General features: G+C 73.1%; 23 protein-coding genes and 1 tRNA gene. 15 read left to right on the top strand and 9 right to left on the bottom strand.

Features of this window, described 5'->3' with window-relative positions:
- The first annotated feature begins 49 nt into the window (after positions 1-49).
- Complete coding sequence (glmS, locus tag ACZ4TV_RS17740; protein WP_468135584.1) at positions 50-1,867, top strand: glutamine--fructose-6-phosphate transaminase (isomerizing); 1,818 nt, start codon at positions 50-52, stop codon at positions 1,865-1,867.
- A gap of 129 nt (positions 1,868-1,996) precedes the next feature.
- Here the strand turns inward: glmS and ACZ4TV_RS17735 are convergent, their stop codons facing one another.
- Together ACZ4TV_RS17735 and ACZ4TV_RS17730 are read right to left on the bottom strand one after the other, a co-directional pair.
- Positions 1,997-2,563, bottom strand: a complete 567-nt coding sequence (locus ACZ4TV_RS17735) for a GPR1/FUN34/YaaH family transporter (RefSeq protein WP_468135583.1) — start codon at positions 2,561-2,563, stop codon at positions 1,997-1,999.
- 98 nt (positions 2,564-2,661) lie between these two features.
- Entirely contained in the window at positions 2,662-3,195 is a 534-nt protein-coding gene (locus ACZ4TV_RS17730) for a universal stress protein (protein ID WP_468135582.1), read from the bottom strand.
- A gap of 415 nt (positions 3,196-3,610) precedes the next feature.
- Here ACZ4TV_RS17730 and ACZ4TV_RS17725 point away from each other — a divergent pair, with 415 nt between their 5' ends.
- The 6 genes from ACZ4TV_RS17725 to ACZ4TV_RS17700 all read left to right on the top strand — a co-directional run bounded on the left by ACZ4TV_RS17725 (position 3,611) and on the right by ACZ4TV_RS17700 (position 8,400).
- On the top strand, positions 3,611-3,931 hold the full coding sequence (locus tag ACZ4TV_RS17725) for a hypothetical protein (protein ID WP_468135581.1): 321 nt from the start codon (positions 3,611-3,613) through the stop codon (positions 3,929-3,931).
- 376 nt (positions 3,932-4,307) lie between these two features.
- A complete protein-coding gene (locus tag ACZ4TV_RS17720; RefSeq protein WP_468135580.1) occupies positions 4,308-5,480 on the top strand; it encodes a helix-turn-helix domain-containing protein in 1,173 nt (390 codons plus the stop codon).
- 105 nt (positions 5,481-5,585) lie between these two features.
- Positions 5,586-6,188: an oligoribonuclease gene (gene orn / locus ACZ4TV_RS17715; RefSeq protein WP_468135579.1), complete on the top strand. Its 603-nt coding sequence runs from the start codon at positions 5,586-5,588 to the stop codon at positions 6,186-6,188.
- A gap of 96 nt (positions 6,189-6,284) precedes the next feature.
- A tRNA-His gene (locus tag ACZ4TV_RS17710) sits at positions 6,285-6,357 on the top strand.
- Positions 6,358-6,536: 179 nt separating this feature from the next.
- Positions 6,537-7,028, top strand: coding sequence for a MarR family winged helix-turn-helix transcriptional regulator (locus tag ACZ4TV_RS17705; protein ID WP_468135578.1), 492 nt, complete (start codon positions 6,537-6,539; stop codon positions 7,026-7,028).
- A 103-nt stretch (positions 7,029-7,131) separates the two neighbouring features.
- Entirely contained in the window at positions 7,132-8,400 is a 1,269-nt protein-coding gene (locus tag ACZ4TV_RS17700) for an MFS transporter (protein WP_468135577.1), read from the top strand.
- A gap of 51 nt (positions 8,401-8,451) precedes the next feature.
- Here the strand turns inward: ACZ4TV_RS17700 and ACZ4TV_RS17695 are convergent, their stop codons facing one another.
- Both ACZ4TV_RS17695 and ACZ4TV_RS17690 read right to left on the bottom strand, forming a co-directional pair.
- Positions 8,452-9,846: a HAMP domain-containing sensor histidine kinase gene (locus tag ACZ4TV_RS17695; protein ID WP_468135576.1), complete on the bottom strand. Its 1,395-nt coding sequence runs from the start codon at positions 9,844-9,846 to the stop codon at positions 8,452-8,454.
- The gene (locus tag ACZ4TV_RS17690; RefSeq protein WP_468135575.1) at positions 9,843-10,532 is read right to left on the bottom strand and encodes a response regulator transcription factor; all 690 of its coding nucleotides are present in this window, start codon (positions 10,530-10,532) and stop codon (positions 9,843-9,845) included. The genes ACZ4TV_RS17695 and ACZ4TV_RS17690 overlap by 4 nt, the downstream gene beginning before the upstream one ends.
- A 79-nt stretch (positions 10,533-10,611) precedes the next feature.
- Between ACZ4TV_RS17690 and ACZ4TV_RS17685 the strand changes: the two genes are divergently transcribed.
- The 3 genes from ACZ4TV_RS17685 to ACZ4TV_RS17675 are packed head-to-tail and all read left to right on the top strand — an operon-like array spanning position 10,612 to position 12,049.
- Positions 10,612-11,154, top strand: coding sequence for a hypothetical protein (locus tag ACZ4TV_RS17685; protein WP_468135574.1), 543 nt, complete (start codon positions 10,612-10,614; stop codon positions 11,152-11,154).
- 48 nt (positions 11,155-11,202) lie between these two features.
- Positions 11,203-11,622 carry a helix-turn-helix domain-containing protein gene (locus tag ACZ4TV_RS17680; RefSeq protein ID WP_468135573.1) on the top strand — a complete coding sequence of 140 codons (420 nt, stop codon included), beginning with the start codon at positions 11,203-11,205 and terminating at the stop codon, positions 11,620-11,622.
- Positions 11,623-11,632: 10 nt separating this feature from the next.
- A complete protein-coding gene (locus ACZ4TV_RS17675; RefSeq protein ID WP_468135572.1) occupies positions 11,633-12,049 on the top strand; it encodes a VOC family protein in 417 nt (138 codons plus the stop codon).
- A gap of 78 nt (positions 12,050-12,127) precedes the next feature.
- Here the strand turns inward: ACZ4TV_RS17675 and ACZ4TV_RS17670 are convergent, their stop codons facing one another.
- From ACZ4TV_RS17670 to ACZ4TV_RS17660, 3 genes are all read right to left on the bottom strand, one after another.
- Positions 12,128-12,763: a class I SAM-dependent methyltransferase gene (locus tag ACZ4TV_RS17670; protein WP_468135571.1), complete on the bottom strand. Its 636-nt coding sequence runs from the start codon at positions 12,761-12,763 to the stop codon at positions 12,128-12,130.
- A 169-nt stretch (positions 12,764-12,932) separates the two neighbouring features.
- On the bottom strand, positions 12,933-13,835 hold the full coding sequence (locus ACZ4TV_RS17665) for a spermidine synthase (protein ID WP_468135570.1): 903 nt from the start codon (positions 13,833-13,835) through the stop codon (positions 12,933-12,935).
- A gap of 36 nt (positions 13,836-13,871) precedes the next feature.
- Complete coding sequence (locus tag ACZ4TV_RS17660; protein ID WP_468135569.1) at positions 13,872-14,291, bottom strand: hypothetical protein; 420 nt, start codon at positions 14,289-14,291, stop codon at positions 13,872-13,874.
- Positions 14,292-14,538: 247 nt separating this feature from the next.
- Here ACZ4TV_RS17660 and ACZ4TV_RS17655 point away from each other — a divergent pair, with 247 nt between their 5' ends.
- A complete protein-coding gene (locus ACZ4TV_RS17655; protein ID WP_468135567.1) occupies positions 14,539-15,858 on the top strand; it encodes a tetratricopeptide repeat protein in 1,320 nt (439 codons plus the stop codon).
- Positions 15,859-16,567: 709 nt separating this feature from the next.
- Here ACZ4TV_RS17655 and ACZ4TV_RS17650 read toward each other — a convergent pair.
- A complete protein-coding gene (locus ACZ4TV_RS17650) occupies positions 16,568-17,164 on the bottom strand; it encodes a histidine phosphatase family protein (RefSeq protein WP_468135565.1) in 597 nt (198 codons plus the stop codon).
- A 144-nt stretch (positions 17,165-17,308) separates the two neighbouring features.
- Between ACZ4TV_RS17650 and ACZ4TV_RS17645 the strand changes: the two genes are divergently transcribed.
- The 3 genes from ACZ4TV_RS17645 to ACZ4TV_RS17635 are packed head-to-tail and all read left to right on the top strand — an operon-like array spanning position 17,309 to position 21,410.
- Positions 17,309-18,493, top strand: coding sequence for a hypothetical protein (locus ACZ4TV_RS17645; protein ID WP_468135563.1), 1,185 nt, complete (start codon positions 17,309-17,311; stop codon positions 18,491-18,493).
- Complete coding sequence (locus ACZ4TV_RS17640; RefSeq protein WP_468135561.1) at positions 18,481-20,046, top strand: hypothetical protein; 1,566 nt, start codon at positions 18,481-18,483, stop codon at positions 20,044-20,046. Before ACZ4TV_RS17645 ends, ACZ4TV_RS17640 begins: the two co-directional genes overlap by 13 nt.
- Positions 20,043-21,410: an AAA domain-containing protein gene (locus ACZ4TV_RS17635; protein WP_468135559.1), complete on the top strand. Its 1,368-nt coding sequence runs from the start codon at positions 20,043-20,045 to the stop codon at positions 21,408-21,410. Before ACZ4TV_RS17640 ends, ACZ4TV_RS17635 begins: the two co-directional genes overlap by 4 nt.
- Positions 21,411-21,560: 150 nt before the next feature.
- Here the strand turns inward: ACZ4TV_RS17635 and ACZ4TV_RS17630 are convergent, their stop codons facing one another.
- On the bottom strand, positions 21,561-22,043 hold the full coding sequence (locus tag ACZ4TV_RS17630; protein WP_468135557.1) for a MarR family winged helix-turn-helix transcriptional regulator: 483 nt from the start codon (positions 22,041-22,043) through the stop codon (positions 21,561-21,563).
- A gap of 112 nt (positions 22,044-22,155) precedes the next feature.
- On the opposite strand from ACZ4TV_RS17630, the gene ACZ4TV_RS17625 reads away from it, so the two are divergent.
- Positions 22,156-22,725 carry an NADPH-dependent FMN reductase gene (locus ACZ4TV_RS17625; RefSeq protein WP_468135555.1) on the top strand — a complete coding sequence of 190 codons (570 nt, stop codon included), beginning with the start codon at positions 22,156-22,158 and terminating at the stop codon, positions 22,723-22,725.
- Positions 22,726-22,790: the final 65 nt, after the last annotated feature.

Raw genomic sequence — 22,790 nt, 5'->3', positions numbered from 1 at the left:
GCGGCTGCCGTCGAGTGCACGAACCGAACTTCAGGAGGGGCTCAACCGTATGTGCGGAATCGTCGGTTACATCGGCAAGCGTGACGTGGCACCGCTGCTGCTGGAAGGCCTGCAGCGGCTGGAGTACCGCGGATACGACTCCGCGGGCATCGTCGTCAACAGCCCGAAGGCCTCGGCCCTGAAGGTCGTCAAGGCCAAGGGCCGGGTCCGCGAGCTGGAGTCCCGCGTCCCCAAGCGCTTCGCCGGCACCACCGGCATCGCCCACACCCGCTGGGCCACGCACGGCGCCCCGAGCGACATCAACTCGCACCCGCACCTCGACGCCGAGAACAAGGTCGCCGTCGTGCACAACGGCATCGTCGACAATGCCTCCGAGCTGCGCGCCAAGCTGGAGGCCGACGGCGTCGTCTTCGTGTCGGAGACCGACACCGAGGTGCTCGTCCACCTGATCGCCCGCTCCGAGGCCGACTCCCTGGAGGAGAAGGTCCGCGAGGCGCTCAAGGTCGTCGAGGGCACCTACGGCATCGCCGTCATGCACGCCGACTTCGCCGACCGCATCGTCGTCGCCCGCAATGGCTCCCCGGTCGTCCTGGGCATCGGCGAGAAGGAGATGTTCGTCGCCTCGGACGTCGCCGCGCTGGTCGCCCACACCCGTCAGGTCGTCACCCTCGGCGACGGCGAGATGGCCACTCTGAAGGCGGACGACTTCCGCACCTACACGACGAGCGGTACGACGACGACCGCCACGCCGGAGACCGTGGAGTGGGAGGCCGCCTCCTACGACATGGGCGGCCACGACACCTACATGCACAAGGAGATCTCCGAGCAGCCCGACGCGGTCGACCGCGTGCTGCGCGGCCGGATCGACGACCGCTTCAACACCGTGCACCTGGGCGGCCTGAACCTGGACCCGCGCGAGGCGCGCGGCATCCGCCGGGTCAAGATCCTCGGCTGCGGCACCTCGTACCACGCGGGGCTCATCGGCGCCGGCCTCATCGAGGGCATGGCCCGGATTCCGGCGGACGCCGAGCCGGCCTCCGAGTTCCGCTACCGCAACCCGGTCGTGGACCCCGACACCCTCTACATCGCGGTCTCGCAGTCCGGTGAGACGTACGACGTGCTCGCGGCCGTGCAGGAGCTCAAGCGCAAGGGCGCCCGCGTCCTCGGCGTGGTCAACGTGGTTGGCTCGGCGATCGCCCGCGAGGCCGACGGCGGTGTGTACGTGCACGCCGGGCCCGAGGTCTGCGTCGTCTCCACCAAGTGCTTCACCAACACGGTCGTGGCCTTCGCGCTGCTGGCCGTGCACCTCGGCCGCATCCGGGACCTCTCGGTCACCGACGGGAAGCGGATCATCGAGGGTCTGCGCAAGCTGCCCGCGCAGATCCAGGAGATCCTCGACGGCGAAGAGGACATCAAGAAGCTTGCGGCCGAGTACGCCGAGGCCAAGTCGATGATGTTCATCGGCCGGGTGCGCGGCTACCCGGTGGCCCTGGAGGCCTCCCTCAAGCTGAAGGAGATCTCCTACATCCACGCCGAGGCCTACCCGGCCTCGGAGCTCAAGCACGGTCCGCTGGCGCTGATCGAGCCCTCGCTGCCGACGGTCGCGATCGTCCCGGACGACGACCTGCTGGAGAAGAACCGGGCGGCGCTGGAGGAGATCAAGGCCCGCAGCGGCCGGATCCTGGCAGTCGCCCACCGCGAGCAGGAGAAGGCGGACCACACCATCGTGGTGCCGAAGAACGAGGACGAGCTGGACCCGATCCTGATGGGCATCCCGCTCCAGCTGCTGGCGTACCACACGGCCCTGGCCATGGGCCGGGACATCGACAAGCCGCGCAACCTGGCGAAGTCGGTCACGGTCGAATAGGCGATCGGGCCGTCACCGGACGGCCCTGAAGGCACCGGAAGACAGCGGAGAACCCCCGTGCGCACCGCGCCCGGGGGTTCTGCGTTCTTGCTGCCGCTGTCGTGTTGTCGTGTTGTCCCGCGGTGCCGCTCAGCTCGCGGCGACCGCGCCGCCCCGGGCCTTGCCGAAGGCCATGGGCCAGTGGGCCAGGGCCGCGGTGGCCCCGTACCAGGCCAGCAGTCCGGACACGGCGGCGACCCAGCCGCCCGCCTTGGCGAGCCCGCCGCTGTCCATGAAGGAGGCTATGGCCAGCAGGACGAGGGACAGGGTCAGCAGGGCGTAGACGCCCTGGCTGAACACACCGCTCGCGGCGGCGACCGTGAGGGTCAGCGCGAGCATCGCGAACAGGACAAGAAACGTTCCGGCGGCTTCGTCGGAGACCGAACCCCCCGCGCCCTTGGCCCACGTGAACCAGAAGATGCCGAGGCCCGCGAACGCGGTGCCGTTGGACCCGTTGCCGCCGCGGTACTCGAGGAGCCCGAGGAGGAAGAGGGCGGCGCCGCCGACGTACATCGCGAGCGACACGGAGCTGGCAGCGGACACGCCGTCGATGACACCGGTGTGGCCGATACCGAATGCGAGAAGGGTCAGACCCAGGGCGATGTTCCCGAGGGTCGAAGTCGAGGCCGTGCTTCCCGCAGAGACACCATTGTCCACGGCGGGCTCCCTTCGATCTGCAGTTGTTTGCTGCGTCCCAGCAGCATTTATCTACCCTTTACACGGGTGCACAACCGCACAATCGGCCTGACAGACGGTCACGGAATGACAACGACCGGTCGCTGTGCGCGCTTGGCCAGCCGGCCGGCCACCGATCCGAAGATCCGGCCCACGATCCCGTGCGTGGAGCCGACCACGATGGCGTCGGCCGAGTACTCCCGGCCGACCTCCTCCAGCTCGTGGCAGATGTCACCGCCCCGCTCGACCAGGATCCACGGCACTTCGGCCAGATAGTCCGCGCAGGCGAGCTCCAGCCCGAGCACCTCGGTGCGATGGTCCGGCACGTCCACGAAGACGGGCGGCTCGCAGCCGGCCCACACGGTGGTGGGCAGCCGATTGGCGACATGGACGATGATCAGACCGGAGCCGGAGCGCCGGGCCATACCGATCGCGTACGCGAGTGCGCGCTCACTGGAAGTGGATCCGTCGAATCCCACAACGACCCCGTGCCGGAAGGCCGGATCGCAGGGAAGGCGTGCCTCTTCCACCGCGCGCAGATCGGCGGCCGACGCGGGGTCGGCGAGGCGTTTGCGCTTGCGGTCCGCGGGTTCGGAGGATTCGTGACCGGCCATGGGTGTCTCGGCGAAGAGGTCCTTGGAGGAAGCAACAGGGGCGAAATCAGCGACGCAGTGTGACGGAGCTCTGTCCGGGAAGCATCTTCCCAAGCCCATACCCACCAGGGTACGGCGACACTCCTGTGCTGCACAGGGCTTGCCGCCCTTGGAGAGCGTCCCACGGAGCATGCCGGAGCGAGCGCTCCTTGGCAATGTCCGCTGTCCCCTACAGCCAGTGACGAGACGGGGTGCCGCCACCCGTGCGCGCAGTGACCGAGCCCCGCCGCGCGACGTTGGACATGAGTCCGACCGTCCAGGAAGAGCCCGCAGGGAGCACGCCGTGCCCGGTCATCCGGTCCACCCCGTCCAGCCAGCTCAGCCAGCTCAGCCGGCACAGCCCCTTACGTCCCCTCGCTCTCCCCTTCACTCGTCCGTGCACCCCGCCGGGCACTCCCAGGACGACCCCGCGGGTGACGTCGTGCGCTGGGCCGCCTTCAGCTGCCTGCTCGTTCCCGTGGTCCTCGTCGTCTACGGAACCTCCTTCGGCGGGGCGGCCGTCGCGACCCTCGGCCTGCTCGCCGTCACGGCCGCGTGCCGGGCCCTGCTGCGCTACTCGGAGAAGACGGAGCGGGCCGCGGGCCGCGGCCTGACGGAGGAGCGGCTTCCGCACGCCCACCGCGGCCGGCACTCGCGCGGCGGGGCCGGTAACCGCCGTGGCTGTCACGGCTCCGGCTCGATGTCCCCGCACGACTGACTCGTTCGCACACCCACACACGCATGTTTTCAGCCAACTTCCCGGCAGGGTGGCCTCCTTGCCGGAATGTCCCCCCAACCCCCCCACCACCAGCGACGACAGAGTTCATGGGGCGTCCTGGCCGTACGGGTACTGGCCACGGACGGGCGACAGGCTTCCCACTCGGGTAGCGGAGTGGAACGCTTCCTGATCGAATGCTTTTCGCCAAGTTGAGAAGTCGACATAGCGCTGCGTGCTGAACTTGTCACGCCGACACCACGGGACGCAGTAGATTCGATCATGTATTTACGGCGGGGGATCCACGTGCAAGGCCGAGGGGAAACGTGCAGGTGCGACCAGACCAAGGAGTCGCGACACCCAAGGGGGGCTTAGCGCCATGAGCCAGGATTCCATCGCCGTCGTCACAGACGCCGGCCGGAAGCTCGCGGGGCGTCGCCGCAGGGAGATCGTCGCGGTGCTGCTCTTCAGCGGCGGACCGATCTTCGAGAGCTCCATTCCACTTTCCGTGTTCGGCATTGACCGGCAGGACGCGGGAGTTCCACGCTATCGATTGCTCGTGTGCGCCGGTGAGGACGGTCCGCTCAGGACCACCGGCGGACTCGAACTGACCGCGCCATACGGGTTGGAGGCGATCGCCCGGGCAGGCACGGTCGTCGTTCCCGCCTGGCGCTCCATCACATCACCGCCGCCTCCGGAGGCGCTCGACGCACTGCGTCTGGCGCACGAGGAGGGGGCCCGGATCGTCGGACTGTGCACGGGAGCCTTCGTGCTCGCCGCCGCAGGTCTGCTGGACGGCCGGCCCGCGACGACGCACTGGATGTACGCGCCGACGCTGGCCAAGCGGTACCCGTCCGTCCATGTCGATCCGCGGGAACTGTTCGTCGACGACGGCGATGTGCTCACGTCCGCGGGCACAGCGGCCGGAATCGACCTGTGCCTGCACATCGTGCGCACGGATCACGGCAGCGAGGCGGCCGGGGCCCTGGCCCGCAGGCTCGTCGTACCGCCGCGCCGCACGGGCGGCCAGGAGCGCTATCTCGACCGGTCGCTGCCGGAGGAGATCGGCGCCGACCCGCTGGCCGAGGTCGTCGCCTGGGCACTGGAGCACCTCCACGAGCAGTTCGACGTGGAGACCCTCGCCGCCCGCGCCTACATGAGCAGGCGCACCTTCGACCGGCGGTTCCGCTCGCTCACCGGCAGCGCGCCGCTCCAGTGGCTGATCACCCAGCGGGTGCTCCAGGCACAGCGGCTGCTGGAGACCTCCGACTACTCGGTCGACGAGGTCGCCGGACGCTGCGGGTTCCGTTCACCGGTGGCCCTGCGGGGTCACTTCCGGCGCCAGCTCGGGTCCTCCCCGGCCGCCTACCGCTCCGCCTACCGGGCACGGCGGCCGCAGGCCGACGTCGCGCAGGTGGCCGAGATCACGGCGGGTCCAGTGCCGCACCAGCGCACCCCGCAGCCCCACCGGGCGGCGGCGGCCCTGGCCGCGGCGGGCCCCACGGTGACGGAGCTGTACGCCCCGGGCCGGGTCCTGCGAGAACACGCCTGACCCCCACCACGGGTACGGCAGGAGAAGGTCCCCCATCGGTTACCGCCGAGGGGGACCTTCTGCATATGCGTTCCGCCCAGCAGGGGACCGCATAAGGTGGGACACATGAACGATCGCATGGTGTGGATCGACTGCGAGATGACCGGGCTCTCGTTGACGGACGACGCACTTATCGAGGTGGCCGCACTGGTCACCGACTCGGAGCTCAACGTGCTCGGCGAAGGCGTGGACATCGTGATCCGCCCGCCGGACGCGGCCCTGGAGACCATGCCCGAGGTAGTGCGCGAGATGCACACCGCCTCCGGACTGCTCGACGAGCTGGCCGGCGGAACCACCCTCGCGGATGCCGAGGCGCAGGTCCTGGCCTACGTACGGGAGCACGTGAAGGAGCCGGGCAAGGCGCCCCTCTGCGGGAACTCGGTCGGCACCGACCGCGGCTTCCTGCTGCGCGACATGGCCGCCCTGGAGAGCTACCTGCACTACCGGATCGTGGACGTGTCCTCGGTCAAGGAGCTCGCACGCCGCTGGTACCCGCGGGCGTACTTCAACAGCCCGCCGAAGAACGGCAACCACCGGGCGCTGGCGGACATCAAGGACTCCATCACCGAGCTGCGCTACTACCGGGAGGCGGTCTTCGTACCGCAGCCCGGCCCCGACTCGGACACGGCCCGGAGCATCGCCGCCAAGCACACCGCTCAGGGCGCCTAGCACCTCCCGGAGACGGGCGCGGGGAAAGGGTGGAGCGAGCACCCTCCCGGACCCTGTACCCTTTTCTTCGGCCGGTCGGTTTTCCGACCGGACATGGTGGGTGTAGCTCAGTTGGTAGAGCACCTGGTTGTGGTCCAGGTGGCCGCGGGTTCAAGTCCCGTCACTCACCCTGCGAGAAGGCCTCGGTACGCGAAAGCGGACCGGGGCCTTCTGCGTGATCGGGGAGGATCGAACATCACTGGTTCCTCTTCTGGAGTGGGCGGGCTGACAGTAGGATCCATACGTGACACAGATTCCGTGTGACACACCCTCTGCGTCACACAGGTAAATTTGGAGATGGAGAATCCGATGTCGACCGATTCCCCCCGTTCGGGTGAGGAGTGGAGCCGCGCCGAGTTGCTCGCGCGCATCGTCACCGAGAGCCAGCGGCACTATGCCGACTACTCCCTCCTCAACCAGGCCATGGCCGACCACGTCGGCCTGCACCCCACCGACATGCAGTGCGTCGCCCTGCTCGACATGGAGCCCGGCCCCGTCAGCACCGGCGACATCGCCCGACTCACCGGCCTGACCTCCGGTTCCGCCACCCGCCTCGTCGACCGGATGGTCAAGGCGGGCATCGTCGAGCGGCACGCCGACCCGAACGACCGCCGCCGCTCCCTCGTCTCCCTCGCGCCCGAGGCCCGCAAGCGGATCAGCGAGGCGTGGGACACCCCGGGCCGCGCCTTCGGCGCCGTACTCGCGAGCTACTCCGACACCGAACTCGCCGTCATCGCCGACTACCTGCACCGCGCCGCCGAGGTAGGACGGGCCCAGGCCAAGCGGCTGACCGGCGGCTGACCAGAGGCTTCCGAGCGAGAGGTTCCGGGAGTACGGTCCCGCTCAACGGGCAACGGCGCGCGCCGGAGAAACGGGAGGGTCGGCGTGCGGATGGAGGTTGTCCGTGTCCCGTCCCGCGTCCGGGGGCTTCCGCGAGGTGTTCGCACTCGGCGGTACCGCTCTCCCCCTCTACGCGTTCCTCGCGCGGCTCCCCGCCGCGCTGTGCCCCATCGGCACGCTCCTGCTCATCAACGAACGCGACGGCATCGGCGACGCCGGCGCCGTCGCCGCGGCCCTCTGGCTCGGCCAGGCCATCGGCGGACCCGTCATCGGCCGGTTCGCCGACCGGCGCGGCCACCGCCCCGTCCTGCTCGTCGCCTGCGGCGCCAACGCCGCCGTCCTCCTCGCCCTCGTCGCGGCCGTCCTCGGCGGGCTGCCGCTGGCCGCCCGCCTCGCGCTCGCCGTCGCGGCCGGTCTGACCGTCCCGCAGGTCGGCCCGCTGGCCAGGGCCCGCTGGGCGCGGCTGGCCAAAGGGGACGAGAAGCTGCTCGGATCCGCCCTGTCCTTCGACACGACCCTGGACGAGGTCGGATTCATGGTCGGCCCCGCACTGGCCGGCATCCTCGCCGTCACCGTGCATCCCGCCTCGGCACTCGTCCTCGCCGCCGCGCTGATCCTGGTGTTCGGCACCCTCTTCGCGGTGCATCCGACCGCACCGGGCCCCACCGCTCCGACCCCGGGCTCTCCGATCCTGGGCGCGCGGGCCGGCGTACGGCTGTGGTCACCCGCGCTGGTCCTGCTGTTCGCGATGGCCGTGTTGCAAGGAGCCGCCTGGAGCGGGGCCAACACCGGGGTCAACGCGCTCGCCGAGTCACGGGGCGAGCCGGGCGCGGCCGGGCTGGTGTGGGCCGCCATGGCCGTGACCAGCTCGATCGCCGGCTTCGTCACGGTCGCCCGGCCCGGTTCGGCGGACCTGACCGTGCGGCTGCGGTGGACGATCGCCGTCCAGGCGGTTCTCACCCTGCCGCTGCTGGCGGTGTCCGGGCTGTGGGGTGCCGCCTTCGCCGTCGCGGGCATCGGGCTGGCCGTGGCCCCGCACCTGATCGCGCTGTTCGCACTGGTGGAACGGGCCGGCCCGGCGGAGCGGATGGGCGAGGCCATGACGGTGGTCGGCAGCGGCCTGATCCTCGGCCAGGCGTTCGCCGCGGCGGTCTCGGGGCCACTGGCGAGCGCCTACGGTCATCGGGCCGCCTTCGCCGTCTCGTGCGCCGCGGTGACCGCCTCCGCGGTACTGGCCCTGAGGGCCGGCGGAAGGATCGGTGCGGGCCGCCGCCCCGCTGGGGCGAGGACTCCATCGCTGCCAGGCCCTTCGCCGGATCCTCTGCGTTCATGACGGGACCGGCCGGGCGGAGCCGGCCGCGGCCGATGCTCCGCCGGACACCCCCTAGGCGCGCCCGCGGTTGCGCCGGTTGCCGCGGCGGCCTCGGCGGGTCCGGCCGCCGTCGGGGCCGCCGAGGGTTCGGCCGTCCAGGCCGATCCAGACCCGGACCTCGGTCCCGCCGAGCACCGAGCGCCCCAGCCGTACGTCGCCGCCGGTCGATTCCGCGACCCGGCGCACGATGTCCAGGCCGAGGCCCGTCGACCCGTCGCGGCCGCCGTCATTGCCCCGGCGCAGGGCGGCGGCCGGGTCGGCGATGCCGGGGCCCGCGTCCGAGACGAGCACGATGACCGCGTCGGACGCGTCGTGGACGTCCACCGCGAAGGGGGTGCCCTCGGGGGTGTGCCGGAAGACGTTGCCGAGCATCGCGTCGACGGCGGCGGCGAGTTCGGGCCGGGCCACGGGGATCCGTACCGTACGGTCCACTCCCGCGAGCCGCACCTCGCGGCCCTCGTCCTCCGCCAGCGCCGACCAGAAGGCCATCCGGTCGCGGATCACCTCGGAGGCGTCGCACCCCGCGCCCGCCCCGACCAGGCCGGTGGCCGGACGCTGCTCCCGGGCCGTACGGATGATCGTGTCGACCTCGCGCTCCAGCTGCTCCACCGCCGCCCGGGTCTGCTCGGCGGCGGGACCGTCCCCGAGCGAGGCCGTGTTGAGCCGCAGCACCGTCAGCGGCGTCCGCAGCCGGTGCGACAGGTCGGCGGCCAGCTCCCGCTCGTTGGCGAGGAGTTCCACCACCTGGTCCGCCATCGCGTTGAACGCGACGGCCGCCGAGCGCAGTTCCTTCGGCCCGTCCTCCGGCACCCGCGCCCCGAGCTTTCCCTCCCCGAGCTGGTGCGCGGCGTCCGCGAGCCGCTCGGCCGGCCGGACCAGCCGGGCGCCGAGCCGGTCGGCGACCCCCACCGAGCCCACGATCAGCGCCAGCCCGACGCCCGCGAGCACCACCCAGGCGGTCGCGACGCCGTTGCTGACCTCGCTCTCCGGTACGAAGATCTCCACCACCGCGATGTCCCCGGACCCGAGCGCGGTCGGCTGGAGCAGGGCCGAGCCGCCGCCCGCCACCGAGGCCGTCGTGGCCCGCCCGATCCGCCGGGTCTGCGCGACGGCGTGCTCGCCGGCCCAGCCCTCGCCGATCTGCACGGGCGCGTCGGCGCCCATCGCCGGCACGTGAACGGCCATCCGCCGGGCCGCGCCCATCTGCGTGGACTCCACCGCCTTGCGCAGCTGCACCGGGTCGGTGGTGATGGACAGCGTCGGACCGATGGTGGCGGCCTGCCGCTCGGCGTTGGAGAAGGCCCGGTCGCTGGCCATCTCCTGGACGACGAGCCCGAGCGGTACGGCGAAGGCCACGACCACCATGGCCGTGACCGCGAGGCACACCTTGACCAGCGCCCACCTCACGCCGGCGGCTCCAGCTTGACCCCGACCCCCCGCAGCGTGTGCAGGTAGCGCGGCCGGGCGGCCGTTTCGCCCAGTTTGCGGCGCAGCCAGGACAGGTGGACGTCGATGGTCTGGTCGTCCCCGTACGACTGCTGCCAGACCTCGGCGAGCAGCTCGCGCCGGGCCACGACCACCCCGGGCCGCCCGGCGAGGAAGGCCAGCAGGTCGAACTCCCGCCGCGTGAGGTCCAGTACCGCCCCGTCCAGCTCGGCCTGGCGGCGCAGCGGGTCGATGGCGAGCCCGCCGACGCGCAGGACGCGCGAGGGAGGTTCGGCCCCGGCCGCGGCCCGGGAGCGGCGCAGGACGGCGGCCATGCGGGCGGAGAGGTGCTCCACGGAGAAGGGTTTGGTCAGGTAGTCGTCGGCGCCGTCGTTGAGGAGCCGGACGATCTCCGCCTCGTCGTCGCGCGCGGTGGCGATGATCACGGGCACGTCGGTGATGCCGCGCAGCATCTTGAGCGCCTCCGACCCGTCCAGGTCCGGCAGGCCGAGGTCGAGGATGACCACGTCGAAGCGGTGGTGCGCGACCTCGCGCAGGGCCTCCAGGGCCGTGCCGACGCTCCGCACGGTGTGCGAGGCCTCGGTCAGGTGCCGGATGAGGGCGGAACGTACGAACTGGTCGTCCTCGACCACGAGCACACTTGCCATGGCCCGCACCGTAGTCCATCCGAAGGACCCAGCGGGGTGTCGGGCCACGCTTGTGGCGGGTGGTGCAGTATGTGCCCTGATGCGACGAGGACTTCTTCATGCCATGGCTTGGACGCTGGCGACCGGGGCGGCGGTGACGCTGTCGTGGTGGGGCGTGCACTCCGTCATGTCGGGTACGGCCTACGATCCGCCGCTGGCGGTGCCGCTGGCCACTCAGCCGCTGTCCTCCTCGACGCAGCGCACGCAGCCGCCGCAGTCCGCGTCCCCGTCCCCGTCGTCGTCGGCCTCCGGGTCCTCCACCCCGGCCGCGCCGCAGGCCACCGGGGCCGCCCCCGGCAAGTCGTCCCAGAAGCCTTCGGCCACCCCGCGCCCCTCCCAGCGGGCGGAGGGCCAGGATGCGGGGAAGGTGCAGGCCTATCCGGTCTCCGGCGGCCGGGTCGTCTTCTCCCTCGGGGCGTCCTCGGCCGAGCTGGTCTCGGCCACCCCGGAGGCCGGCTGGCGGATGCAGGTGTGGAAGCAGGACTTCTGGATCCGGGTCACCTTCACCATGGACGGCCGCGAGGTGTCGGTGTTCTGCACGTGGCACGACCACCCGCCGCGGGTCGAGATCGTCGACCCGTGACCCGGGATCCCGCCCGGCGCTGTCGGACGGCTGTGGGATGGTGGTCGCGTGACGTTGGAGGACCTCGTCCGGCTGCGCCGGGCCCGTGACCGAATGGACCGCGAGTACGCGGAGCCGCTGGACGTTCCGGCTCTGGCGCGCGGCGCCCTCATGTCCCCGGGCCACTTCTCCCGCAGCTTCCGAGCCGCCTTCGGGGAGACCCCGTACAGCTACCTGATGACGCGCCGGATCGAGCGGGCCAAGGCGCTGCTGCGGCGCGGTGACCTATCGGTGACGGAAGTCTGCTTCGCGGTCGGCTGTACCTCGCTGGGGTCGTTCAGCTCGCGGTTCACCGAGCTGGTCGGCGAGAGTCCGAGCGCCTACCGGGCCCGCCGCCACGACGAGGGCGCGGCCATCCCGGCCTGCATCGCCAAGGTCCACACGCGACCGGTCAGGAATGGAGAAGCGAAAGCGGCCCCCGGCTCATAGCGTGGAGCGCATGGACATCAACCTCTCTCAGTGCTTCATCGCCGTCGACGACCACGACAAGGCGATCGCCTTCTACCGGGACGTCCTCGGCCTGGAGGTACGCAACGACGTCGGCTTCGAGGGGATGCGCTGGGTGACCGTCGGCTCACCGTCGCAGCCCGATGTGAACATCGTGCTCGAACCGCCCCTCGCCGACCCGAACGCCTCGCCCGCCGACAAGAAGGCCATGGCGGAACTGCTCGCGAAGGGCCTGCTGCGCGGTGTCATCTTCTCCACCGATGACTGCGACGCCACCTTCGAGCGCATCCGCGCCGCGGGCGCCGAGGTGCTGCAGGAGCCGGTCGACCAGCCGTACGGCGTCCGCGACTGCTCCTTCCGCGATCCCTCCGGCAACATGCTGCGCTTCAACCAGCCCCGCAAGCAGTAGCCCGGGGTGTCCGGCGGACCGCGGGACCGGCGGATCATGGCCCGGCCATGATCCGCCGGACGCCCGGACAGGGCCTAGCTAGGCCGGGACCGTGCCCACCAGTACGAACTCGTTGTACGGGAAGACCTTGCCCATCGTGCGGGGGAAGGGGAAGGAGTACGTACGCCGGACCGCGATCCCGGCCTTGGCGGCGTGGCCGCGCAGCTCCTCGAAGCCGACCCAGCGGACGTGCGTCGCGTCGGTGCGGTAGCCGAGCTCCTGCGGGGTGATCATGACGACCGAACCGCCCGGCTTGACCAGCGGCAGGTACTGCTCCAGCAGCGAGGCCGCGAGCTCCTCGTCGACGTGCTCCAGCACGTGCGCGATCAGCAGGCTGTCGAAGGAACCGGGCCCGCAGTCCGGGGCGGCAGCCAGCTCGTCGGGGGTGTAGGCGTTCAGTCCGCGGTCCCGGCAGGTCTGCACCGAGTGCGGGTTGTGGTCGACTCCCACGCTGTCCGGGCCGCAGTTGAGCAGGTTGCGCCCCAGCCCGCAGCCGACGTCGAGGACCCGGCCCAGCTGGAGCCGCTGCAGGTTCCACCGGTACGGCGCCTGCGTGGGCAGCAGCCGCTTGATTCCGGACTGCTCCAGGCGGGCGAGCCGCTGGGTGTAGTCCGAGGTGGCGGTGCTGGGCGCGCCCGGCGTCGGCGCACCGGGCGTTGCGGGGGAATCAGACATCGTTTTTGCCGTCTCCTGAACGCGTCGTAGAAGGGGCGGCCCTCCCAGGGATACACAGGCTACGCAGGGCGGCCGTCCACCGGGAGTACCCGGCCGATCTTTATCTGCATCCGCGAGGACCGGGACCCTGCCGGGGCCCTGCCGGGACCCTGCCGGGAAACCGGCGCGGCTACCGGAAGACCGAGGGCGGCGGCTGCGGCGAGGCCACCGCCGAGGCGTCGGCGACCGGGGCCGCGCCGCCCGCGAAGTCCGCCAGCGCCCGGCCGTGCTCGACCCGGCCCGGGTGCGGGTCGCTCGCGACCCGGCGGGTGAACTCCGCGACGGGCAGCTCACGGTCGGCCGCCACCAGGACGGCATTGCCGAAACGTTTCCCCCGCCACACCACCGGATCAGCGGCCAGCGCCAGCTGCGTGAACCGGGACGCGGCCGTCGCGATCTGGCTCCGCAGGTGGGTCAGCGGCGGACCGTCCGCGAGATTCGCCACGTACCACCCGGTGGGCGCCAGGGCGCGGCGTACGTCGTCCAGGAACTCGGCGCTCGTCAGGTGCGCCGGGGTACGCGCGCCGCTGAACACGTCCGCGATCACCAGGTCCGCCCAGCCGTCCGGCACCTTGGCCAGGCCCGCCCGGGCGTCCACCGCACGCACCCGGACCCGCGCCTGCGGGTCCAGCGGCAGGTGTTCCCGTACGAAGGCCACCAGGGCGGCGTCGATCTCCACGATCTGCTGGGTGGAGCGGGGGCGTGAGGCGGCGGTGTAGCGGGCGAGGGTGAAGGCGCCGCCGCCCAGGTGTACGACGTTCAGGGGCTGCCGGGCGGGCGCGACGAGGTCGATGAGGTGGCCGATCCGCCGCTGGTAGGCGAAGTCCAGGTATCCGGGATCGCCCAGGTCCACGTGCGATTGCGGGGCCCCGTCGATCAGCAGGGTCCAGGCGTCGGCGCGCTCGCGGTCCGGCTCCAGCTCCGCCCGGCCGCCGTCCACCTGCCCGACGATCGCCTCGGCGCTGCCGCGGCCGCGCTGCTTGGCCTTGTTGCCGCCCTTGTCGCTGCCTTTGTTCCTGTCCTTGCCTGCCACCACCCCATTGTGACGGGCGGCGGGGGCCCGGACGGATCAGCGGCAGTTGTCGGCGGCCTCGATCAGCCGGGCCGCCTCGCCGAGCGCCGCGCGCAGCACCTCGGGATCGGTGACCGGGCCGACGGCTTCCGGCGGGAGGAGCCACCCGGTGGGGCCCGCGGTGGGCGAGGCGGCGTCGCCGAAGCGCATCCCGCGCCCGTTGGTCTGCGTACACGCGCTGCCCGGGAGGTCCCAGGCGTCGGCGGTGCCGGGCGGGACGAGGAAGCCGAGGGTGTCGCCGGATCCGTCGTGCAGGACGGGCCCGACCCCGCCCGCCTGGCTGGCCGGGCTGGCCTGGCCGGCGGCGCGGCGGATGATGTCCACCGCCTCCAGACCCTGCCGCGTGGGCACCGTCACCAGATCGAGATCCGGGGCCGTGCCGGGCTCGGACGCGGTGTTCGTTCCAGTGCTCTCCATGCCGCCCTCCACCAAGGGAACCCCTCCTCGATCCGTATCCGCATGGGTTCAACGCACGGGAACGTCAACGGGTGCGGCGGCAAGACGCCGCAAAGGATGGCAGTTCATGGCGGATCGCGGGTGAGATATCCCTTTTGTAGGCAAACATCGCGTGAACACCCCCTCGCTGGCGGTACCTTCAGCGCGCCGGATCCCACCTTCATCTGTCACAGCCGGCGCTGGGTTTCTTGCCAGAGAGGTCACGTCCATGGCGGCGTCCCCCCACTCACCCAACTCCACCTTCCGGCGGCTGCGCGGGCAGCACTCCCCGGCCGAGTTCGCGGCCCTGGTGCGCCGGGCGGCGAAGGAGATCGGAGAAACGGTTTCCTGCGACGCGCGCTACATCGGCCGGGTCGAGTCCGGCGAGATCCGCTGCCCCAACTACGCGTACGAGCGGGTCTTCCTCCACATGTTCCCCGGCCGGGCCCTGGCCGACCTCGGCTTCTCCCCGCGCGAGAGCGTCCGCGGCCGCGCGGCGCAGCGCGAGCCCTTCTCCGTCCTCACCCCCCGTTCCCCTTCCAGTGCCAAGGAGAGCGACGTGCTGCGTCGCGCGTTCATGGCGGGCGGCTCCGCGACCGTGGCGGCCGCGACGCTCAGCCTCACCCGGCTCGGCGAAAGCCGCCGGCTCCCCTCCCGCGCCGGCGAGGCCGAGGCCGCCGCCGTCGAGGACGCGGTACGCCAGATCCGGCTGCTGGACGACCGGCACGGGGCCGACTCCCTCTACCGCAGGGCGGCGGAGCCCCTGCGTACGGCCTACGCGCTGCTGGACGCGGGGGCCACCCGCCAGTCCACCGAGGACCGGCTGCACGCGGGCGCCGGCGAACTGGCCGTCTCGGTCGGCTGGCTGGCCCACGACTCCGGCCGCTTCGAGGACGCCCGCTCCCACTACGCGGAGGCCCTGGCGACGGCCCGGGTCTCGGGGGACGCGGGCCTGGAGGCGCACGCCTTCAGCAACATGGCCTTCCTGGCCCGGGACTGCGGGCGCTCCCGCGAGGCGGTACGGGCGGCACAGGCGGGCCGCCGCGCCGCGCGCTCCCTCGGTTCCCCGCGGCTGCTGTCGCTGCTCGCGCTGCGGGAGGCCGGCGGCTGGGCGGGGCTGGCCGACCGCAAGGCCTGCGAGGAGTCGCTGGCGCGGGCCCACACGGAGTTCTCCCGGGGCGGGGCGGACGCCGACCCCGAGTGGATGTCCTTCTTCGGCGAGGCGGAACTGGAATCCCTGGAGGCGCGGTGCTGGGCGGCGCTCGGGGAGCACGCCCGCGCGGCCCGGCACGCTCGGCGGGCGGCCGACCTGCAGGATCCGCACTTCGCCCGGAACGTGGCGCTCTACACCGCCGAACTGGCCGGTGACCTGGCGCGTGCGGGGGCCCCTGACGAGGCCGCCTGGGCGGGGGGCCGGGTGCTGGACCTGCTGACCGAGGTCCAGTCCACCCGGATCCGGTCCAAACTCGCGCAGACGGCCGAGGCGCTTGTTCCGCACCAGCGCTCTCCCCGCGTGGGCGCCTTCCTGACCCGACACGCGACCGTCTGACGGCGCCCCCCACGGGCCGAACCCGCGCGGGGCCGGGCGGTGCGGGTGGGGCGGGGCCCCGCACGAGGATCTCCTCGGCTCGCGCGGCTTCCCTGCGGGCTGCCCGGCGGTACACGGCTCGGGCCGGACCCCTGCGGGACTTGGCGGTGCGCAGGTGTGGGGCGGGGCCCCGCACGAGGATCTCCCCGGCTCGCGCGGTGTCCCTGCGGGCTGCCCGGCGGTGTGCGGCTCGGGCCGGCCCCCTGCGGGACTTGGCGGTGCGGGGTGTGGGGCGGGGCCCCGCACGAGGATCTCCTCGGCTCGCGCGGTGTCCCTGCGGGCTGCCCGGCGGTGTGCGGCTCGGGCCGGACCCCTGCGGGACTTGGCGGTGCGCAGGTGTGGGGCGGGGCCCCGCACGAGGGTCTCCTCGGCTCGCGCCTGCGGCCGTGGTCCAGTCGTGCGGCCTGGGTTGCGCGCTCGTCCTGCGGGGACCCTCCTGCGTGTCCCCGCCCCACAGGCGACTTCGACCGTGCGGGGGAGCCCCTTCGCGGGTCCCGGGCGGAGGGGAGTGGGGACGTGGCGGGGTGTCCCCGCAGGACGAGCGCGCAACCACCCCGCACAGCCGGGACATGCCCGCAGGCGCGAGCCGAGGAGACACCCCGGCGCGGCCCCACGGACCGACCCCCACCGGCGGGCTCCGCCGAAGCGAGCCCACCCGCCGAAGCCAGCGCTACGCGTCCAGGTGGCCCGTGTCGTTCCAGCGTTCCAGGGCGGGGGCGCCGTAGGCCCAGCCGAGGACCGAGAGGGAGGTGGGCTCCAGGCGGATGCGGGCGCCGAAGGAGGCTTCGAAGCCGAGCCAGCGGGCGGCCAGGGTGCGCAGGATGTGGCCGTGGGCGAAGACCAGGACGTCGCGCTCCGCCGAGCGGGCCCAGGCGACCACCTTGTCCGCGCGCGCCGCGACGTCGGCGACGGATTCGCCGCCCGGGACGCCGTCGCGCCAGATCAGCCAGCCGGGCCGGACCGCCTGGATCTCGGCCGGGGTCATGCCCTCGTAGTCGCCGTAGTCCCACTCCAGCAGGGCGTCCCACGGATCCGCCTGGGCACCGAAGCCCGCCAGGTCGCAGCTCTCGCTCGCGCGGACCAGCGGGCTGGTGCGGACCTCCATGCCGGGCAGGCCCTTCCACGGGTCGCGGGCCAGCCGCTCGCCGAGCAGCTTCGCACCCCGCTTGCCCTCCTCCAGCAGGGGCACGTCCGTGCGTCCGGTGTGCTTGCCGAGCTCGGACCACGCCGTCTGGCCGTGGCGGGCCAGCAGGATGCGGGGGGCCATGGGGATTCTCCCGTGCGATGTTCGTCGTTCCGTCGTTCCGGCGTTGCGGCGTTCCGGCGTTCGCCCCCATCATCCATGACGTGGTTGCCGGACCGTTTCGCGCTAAGTCCACGGTTGTCAGTGGCGGATGGGACACTTCCGCGGGTGAGCTCCTACCCGCCCAGCAGCAGCCCCGCGCAGCCGACCACACTGCGCCAGCGGCTCGCCGGCCTGCGCGGCCCCGCCGTGCCGCCCCGTCCGCTCGACGCCCGGGCGCTGGCGGCCCTCGCCGCCAATCCCGGCTGCGGCAGACGCGCCCTGCTCGACGGGGCCGGAGTGGACAAGACCGCGCTCGCCGCGGCCCTCGGCTCCCCCGCCTCCTTCGGGCAGTCGCAGTTCGCCATAGTCCGCGGGAACTCCTTCGAGGCCAAGGTCAAGGGCGACGGCGGAGCCGAGCTCCTGCGGCTGGTCCACGGGCACCTCGACGCCGCCGCCGAGGCCCCCGGGCCGGGCGCCCGCGTCCCCGACCTCACCGCCGCCGGGCCCGAGGGCCGCGCCGCCCGGACGGCGCTCGCCCTGCGCGAGGCGACCGCCGCCGGGCACGACACCGGCGCCTGGACCCTGCTGGACCACCCGATGCTGGCCCTGGAGGTGGCGGGCTCCCCGGCCTACCTGGAGCCGGACGCCGTCGTCGTACATCCCGACGGCCGCTGGACCGTGGTGGAGATCAAGTCGTTCCCGATGATCGACGGGGCGGCCGACGCCGCGAAGGTCGGCGCCGCCGCCCGTCAGGCCGCCGTCTACGTCCTGGCCCTGGAGAAGACCGCCGAGAAGCTGGACGGCGCCGAGGTCGGGCACACCGTGCTGCTGGTCTGCCCCAAGGACTTCTCCAACCTGCCCACCGCCTCGCCCGTCGACATCCGCCGCGAGCGCTCGGTGACCCGGCGCCAGCTGGAGCGGCTGACCCGGGTCGAGGAGCTGGCCGCGGCGCTGCCCGAGGGGCTCAGCTTCGACCCGGCGCGCACCCCCGAGGAACTGTCCGAGGCGGTGTCCGCGGTGGACGCCGCCTACGCCCCCGAGTGCCTGGCCGCCTGCGAGCTGGCCTTCCACTGCCGGGACCGGGCCCGCGCCGCCGACGAGGTGACCGCGCTGGGCCGTTCCGTACGGGGTGAGCTGGGCGCGCTGACCACCGTCGAGGAGGCCCTCGCGGCGGCCACCGGGGCCGGCTGCGACGAGGACCCGACCGCGGCCGCGCTGCGGCGCGCGGCCCGGCTGCGCGCCGAGGCCCTGGAGCTGGCCGCCGCCCGTCCCCCGCACCACGTCCTGGAGACCCCCGAATGCCCCTGCTGAGCACCCTGGCCCGGCTGGAGGCCGTCCGCGCGGGCCGCGCCCAGCCGCTCGCGACCGTACGTCACCGCCACCTGAGCGAGAACCCGATGGTCTTCGTGCCGCTCACCACGGCCGGCGAGACCGGCGCTCCGCTGGGCGCCCTGGTCGGGACCGACCGCCACGAACCGCGGGTCTTCGTGATACCCCAGCCGCGCGACCGGGACCAGCGCTGGGCGTTCCTCGCGGACCTGGCGGTCCACGTTCTGGCCCACATCGACGCGTACGCGGACGAGGTGGAGCCGGCCGAGCGCAGCGAGACCGATCCGGAGACCGGCAAGCGGGTCAAGGTCGAGACCGAGCTGTGCGTGGACGCACCGCAGCTCATCGTGCCGAGCCGGGCGGGCATCGAGTACGTACGGCTGCTGGGGCGTTCGATGCGGTTCCGGCGGACGGCCGAGGAGGATCCGGAGAATCCGTATCCGGCGCCCGCGCGCGTGCCGATGCTGGGGCGCTGGTTCACGCACCTCGCCGAGCGCTCGCGGGTGCCGGGTTCTTCGATGCTGCTGTCGGCGACGGACCTGCTGTCGCGGCACTGGGCCACCGGCCAGAGCAACCTGGAGGACCAGCACCTGGGCGCGCTGCTCGCCTGGATCAGCCCGCCCGACGGAGCGTCGGGCGCGGAGGCCGCCCTGCGCGCCGAGCTGGGCCGGGACCGCGACGGCCGGCTGCTGGTCCCGCCCGCCGGACCGGCCACCGACCCGGCCTTCGACAACAAGCTGCTGGCCCCCGCCGTGTCCCGGTACGACGCCGCGCGCTCGGCGGGCGACCCGGGCGCCGTGGAGCGCGCCGAGCGGGTGGTGCGCGAGCTCGTCCTGGACCAGATGCGGCCGACCTGGCGGGCGGTGTGGCAGTCGCTGGACCTGCTGCGCGCCCTGCCGCCGGGCGAGCGCGCGGAGGAGCGCTGGACGCGCGACCGCTGGTCGTACACCGGCCACCGGGACCGCGTACGGGCGGGCGAGCCGCCGCAACCGCGCCGCGACGACGCGGTGACGGCGGCCCAGAAGCTGGCCACGCGGGAGACCGAGCAGGTGCGGCTCGACGCCCAGGAGGCGCTGGACGACCCCCTGGTGATGGCGGGCCGGCGCCTCGCGGGCGAGGCCTTCGCCGGGGAGGTCACCGAGGTGGTGATGGAGTGGACGGAGTCGAAGCGGCCGAGCCCGCGCCCGCTGGTGACGGTGGCGACGGAGGACCGGCCGCAGCTCGCGGACGGGGGCGGCGGCAAGGTGTTCCGCTCGCTGGACGGGCGGCCGCAGAGCGCCCGGTTCGTACGCTGGGAGGAGGACGGGCAGCTGGTGCTGCGGCTCCTCGACAAGATGGGCCGCGGCCGGGACCCGGAGCCCGGCTCGGTGCCGGAGAAGGGCGACCGGGTGTGCTGGACGCTCTTCGAGCACGACGCGCGCGGCGGCCCGAAGCTCCCCGATCCCGAGCAGACCCCGTGGACCCACGGCGGCCCGCCCGGGCACCTGAGCGCCGTCCCCCTGCCCGACGCCGTGACCGACGAGGACTTGCTGTGAACGCGACCGCCGCCGCCTCCGCCGCTTCCGCCGCCTCCTCCTTCGACCCGGCCGCGGAGGCCGCGCGGGCGACCGCCGCGATCCTGCACGACACCCTGCACGGGGCCGAGCGGGGCGTGGTCGTCGACTCCCCGCCCGGAGCCGGCAAGTCCACGCTCGTGGTCCGCGCGGCCCGGGAACTGGCCGCGGCCGGGCGCCGGCTGATGGTGGTGGCGCAGACCAACGCGCAGGTCGACGACCTGGTGCTGCGCCTGGCCGACAAGGACCCGGAGCTGAGGGTCGGCCGGCTGCACAGCAGTGAGGGGGACGCGTACGATCCGGCGCTGCGGGAGCTGCCCTCGGTCACCCTCTCGGCCAAGCCGGGGGACCTCGCGGAGCTGCCGATCACCCTCTCCACCGCGGCGAAGTGGGCCTACGTCAAGGACGTCGAGCCCTGGCAGCACGCCATCGTCGACGAGGCGTACCAGATGCGCTCGGACGCGCTGCTGGCCGTGGCCGGGCTGTTCGAGCGGGCGCTGTTCGTGGGCGACCCGGGGCAGCTGGACCCCTTCAGCGTGGTCGGCGCGGAGCAGTGGGCGGGCCTGTCCTACGACCCGTCCGCGTCGGCGGTGAGCACCCTGCTCGCGCACAACCCGCGGCTGCCGCAGCACCGGCTGCCGGTGTCCTGGCGGCTCCCGGCGACGGCGGCGCCGCTGGTGTCCCGCGCGTTCTACCCGTACACGCAGTTCCGCAGCGGTACGGGACCGGGCGAGCGGCGGCTGTCGTATGGGGTCCCCTCGGACGGATCGGGTCCGGACCGGGTGCTCGACGAGGCGGCCGAGGCGGGCTGGGGCCTGCTGGAGCTGCCGGCGCGGCACACCCCGCGCACCGATCCGGAGGCGGTTCGGGCGGTGGCCCTGGTGGTCCGCCGCGCGCTGGACCGCGGGGCGGTGACCTCCGACGAGCAGTCTTCGGGGCCGTCCCCGCTGACGGCCGACCGGATCGCCGTCGGCACCGCCCACCGCGACCAGGCGGCCTCGGTCCGCGCGGCGCTGGCCTCGCTCGGGGTCGCGGGGGTCACGGTGGACACCGCGAACCGGCTCCAGGGCCGCGAGTACGACCTCACGGTGGTCCTCCACCCGCTGTCGGGGCGCCCGGACGCGACGGCCTTCCATCTGGAGACGGGCCGGCTGTGCGTCCTGGCCTCCCGGCACCGGCACGCGTGCGTGGTGGTGGCCCGGGCGGGCATAGCCGAACTGCTGGACGACCATCCCTCGACGGAGCCGGTGCAGCTGGGGGTGACGGTGAAGTTCCCGGACGGCTGGGAGGCGAACCACTCGGTCCTGGCCCACCTGGCGGAACACCGGGTGCGCTGGCGTCCGTGAGGCCCGCGCCCGCCCGATCGCCGGACGGAGTCCGGCACGCCGCCGGAGGCGGCCGATGAATACAGCCCGGACGGCTGGGAGGCGAACCACTCGGTCCTGGCCCACCTGGCGGAACACCGGGTGCGCTGGCGTCCGTAGGCCGCGTCGGGCTCACGCCTTCCGCTGGACGCCCATCCGGGCGCGGAGCACCTCGCCCACCTCGGCCAGGGTGCGCAGCTGCTCCGGCGTCAGGACGTCGATCAGGTGCCGGCGGACCGACTCGACGTGGAGCGGGGCCGCCTCGGTGATCGTCGTCACGCCGGTCTGGGTGAGGACCACCTCCGCGCCCCGGCCGTCGCTGGCCACCTCCTCGCGGCGGACGAGGCCGCGCTGCTCCATGCGGGTGAGCTGGTGGGACAGCCGGCTGCGCGACCACTGCATCAGCTCGGCCAGCGCGCTGATCCGCATCCGGTGGCCCTCCGTGGAGCCGAGCACCGACAGGACGTCGTAATCGGCCTCCGAGAGCCCGCTGTCCTGGCTGAGGTCCCGCGCGATCTCCGCGTTGACCAGCGGGAACATCCGCCGCCACGCGTACCAGGTGTCCTGCTCGGGCTCCGTGAGCCAGCGGGGTTCGGGTGCGGGGACGGGGGTCATATCTGCACTCTAGCCAGATCGGTGACACATCATCTACCTGGTTGACACGTCACCCACATTTCGGCTTTGATAGGTGACACATCAACAACCGCACCGACCGGGAGTCCACAGCATGACCCGTCTCCACGTCATCTCCGCCGCGACCCGCCCCACCTCCTCCGGCCGGCCCCTCGCCCGCTGGGTCACCGAGCGGGCCCGCGAGCGCGGCGGCTTCGAGGTCACCCCCGTCGACCTCGCCGAGATCGCGCTGCCGTTCCTGGACGAGCCCGAATACGCCTCCACCGGGAACTACGCCCACCAGCACACCCGCGACTGGAGCGCCCTGGTCGACTCCGCCGACGCCTTCCTCTTCGTCCTGCCGATGTACAACGGCGGCTTCACCGCCCCCTTCAAGAACGCCATCGACTTCCTCTACAACGAGTGGCGGGGCAAGCCGGTCGGCATCGTCAGCTACAGCGCCGGCCCCACCGGCGGGGCCCCGGCCGCCGAGATGCTGCTGCCGGTGCTCACCCGGCTCGGCATGCTGCCCGCCGAGCGGTCCGTGGCGATCCCGGGCATCCCCAAGCTGGTCGGCCCCGAGGGGTTCCAGGCTCCGGAGGCGCTCGCGGCCGAGCTGGCCGGCGTACTGGACGACGTGGCCGAGCTGGCCGAGCAGCGCGCCGCAGAGCCCGTCACGGCGTGAGCGGAGCGCGCCGGTCGATCGCCTGAGCGACTCCTCCGCCACGGGGCCCGCCGGTCCGCTCTCGC

The sequence above is a fragment of the Streptomyces sp. NPDC028910 genome (assembly GCF_055564955.1).
This window is presented reverse-complemented; position numbering and strand designations above follow the sequence as displayed.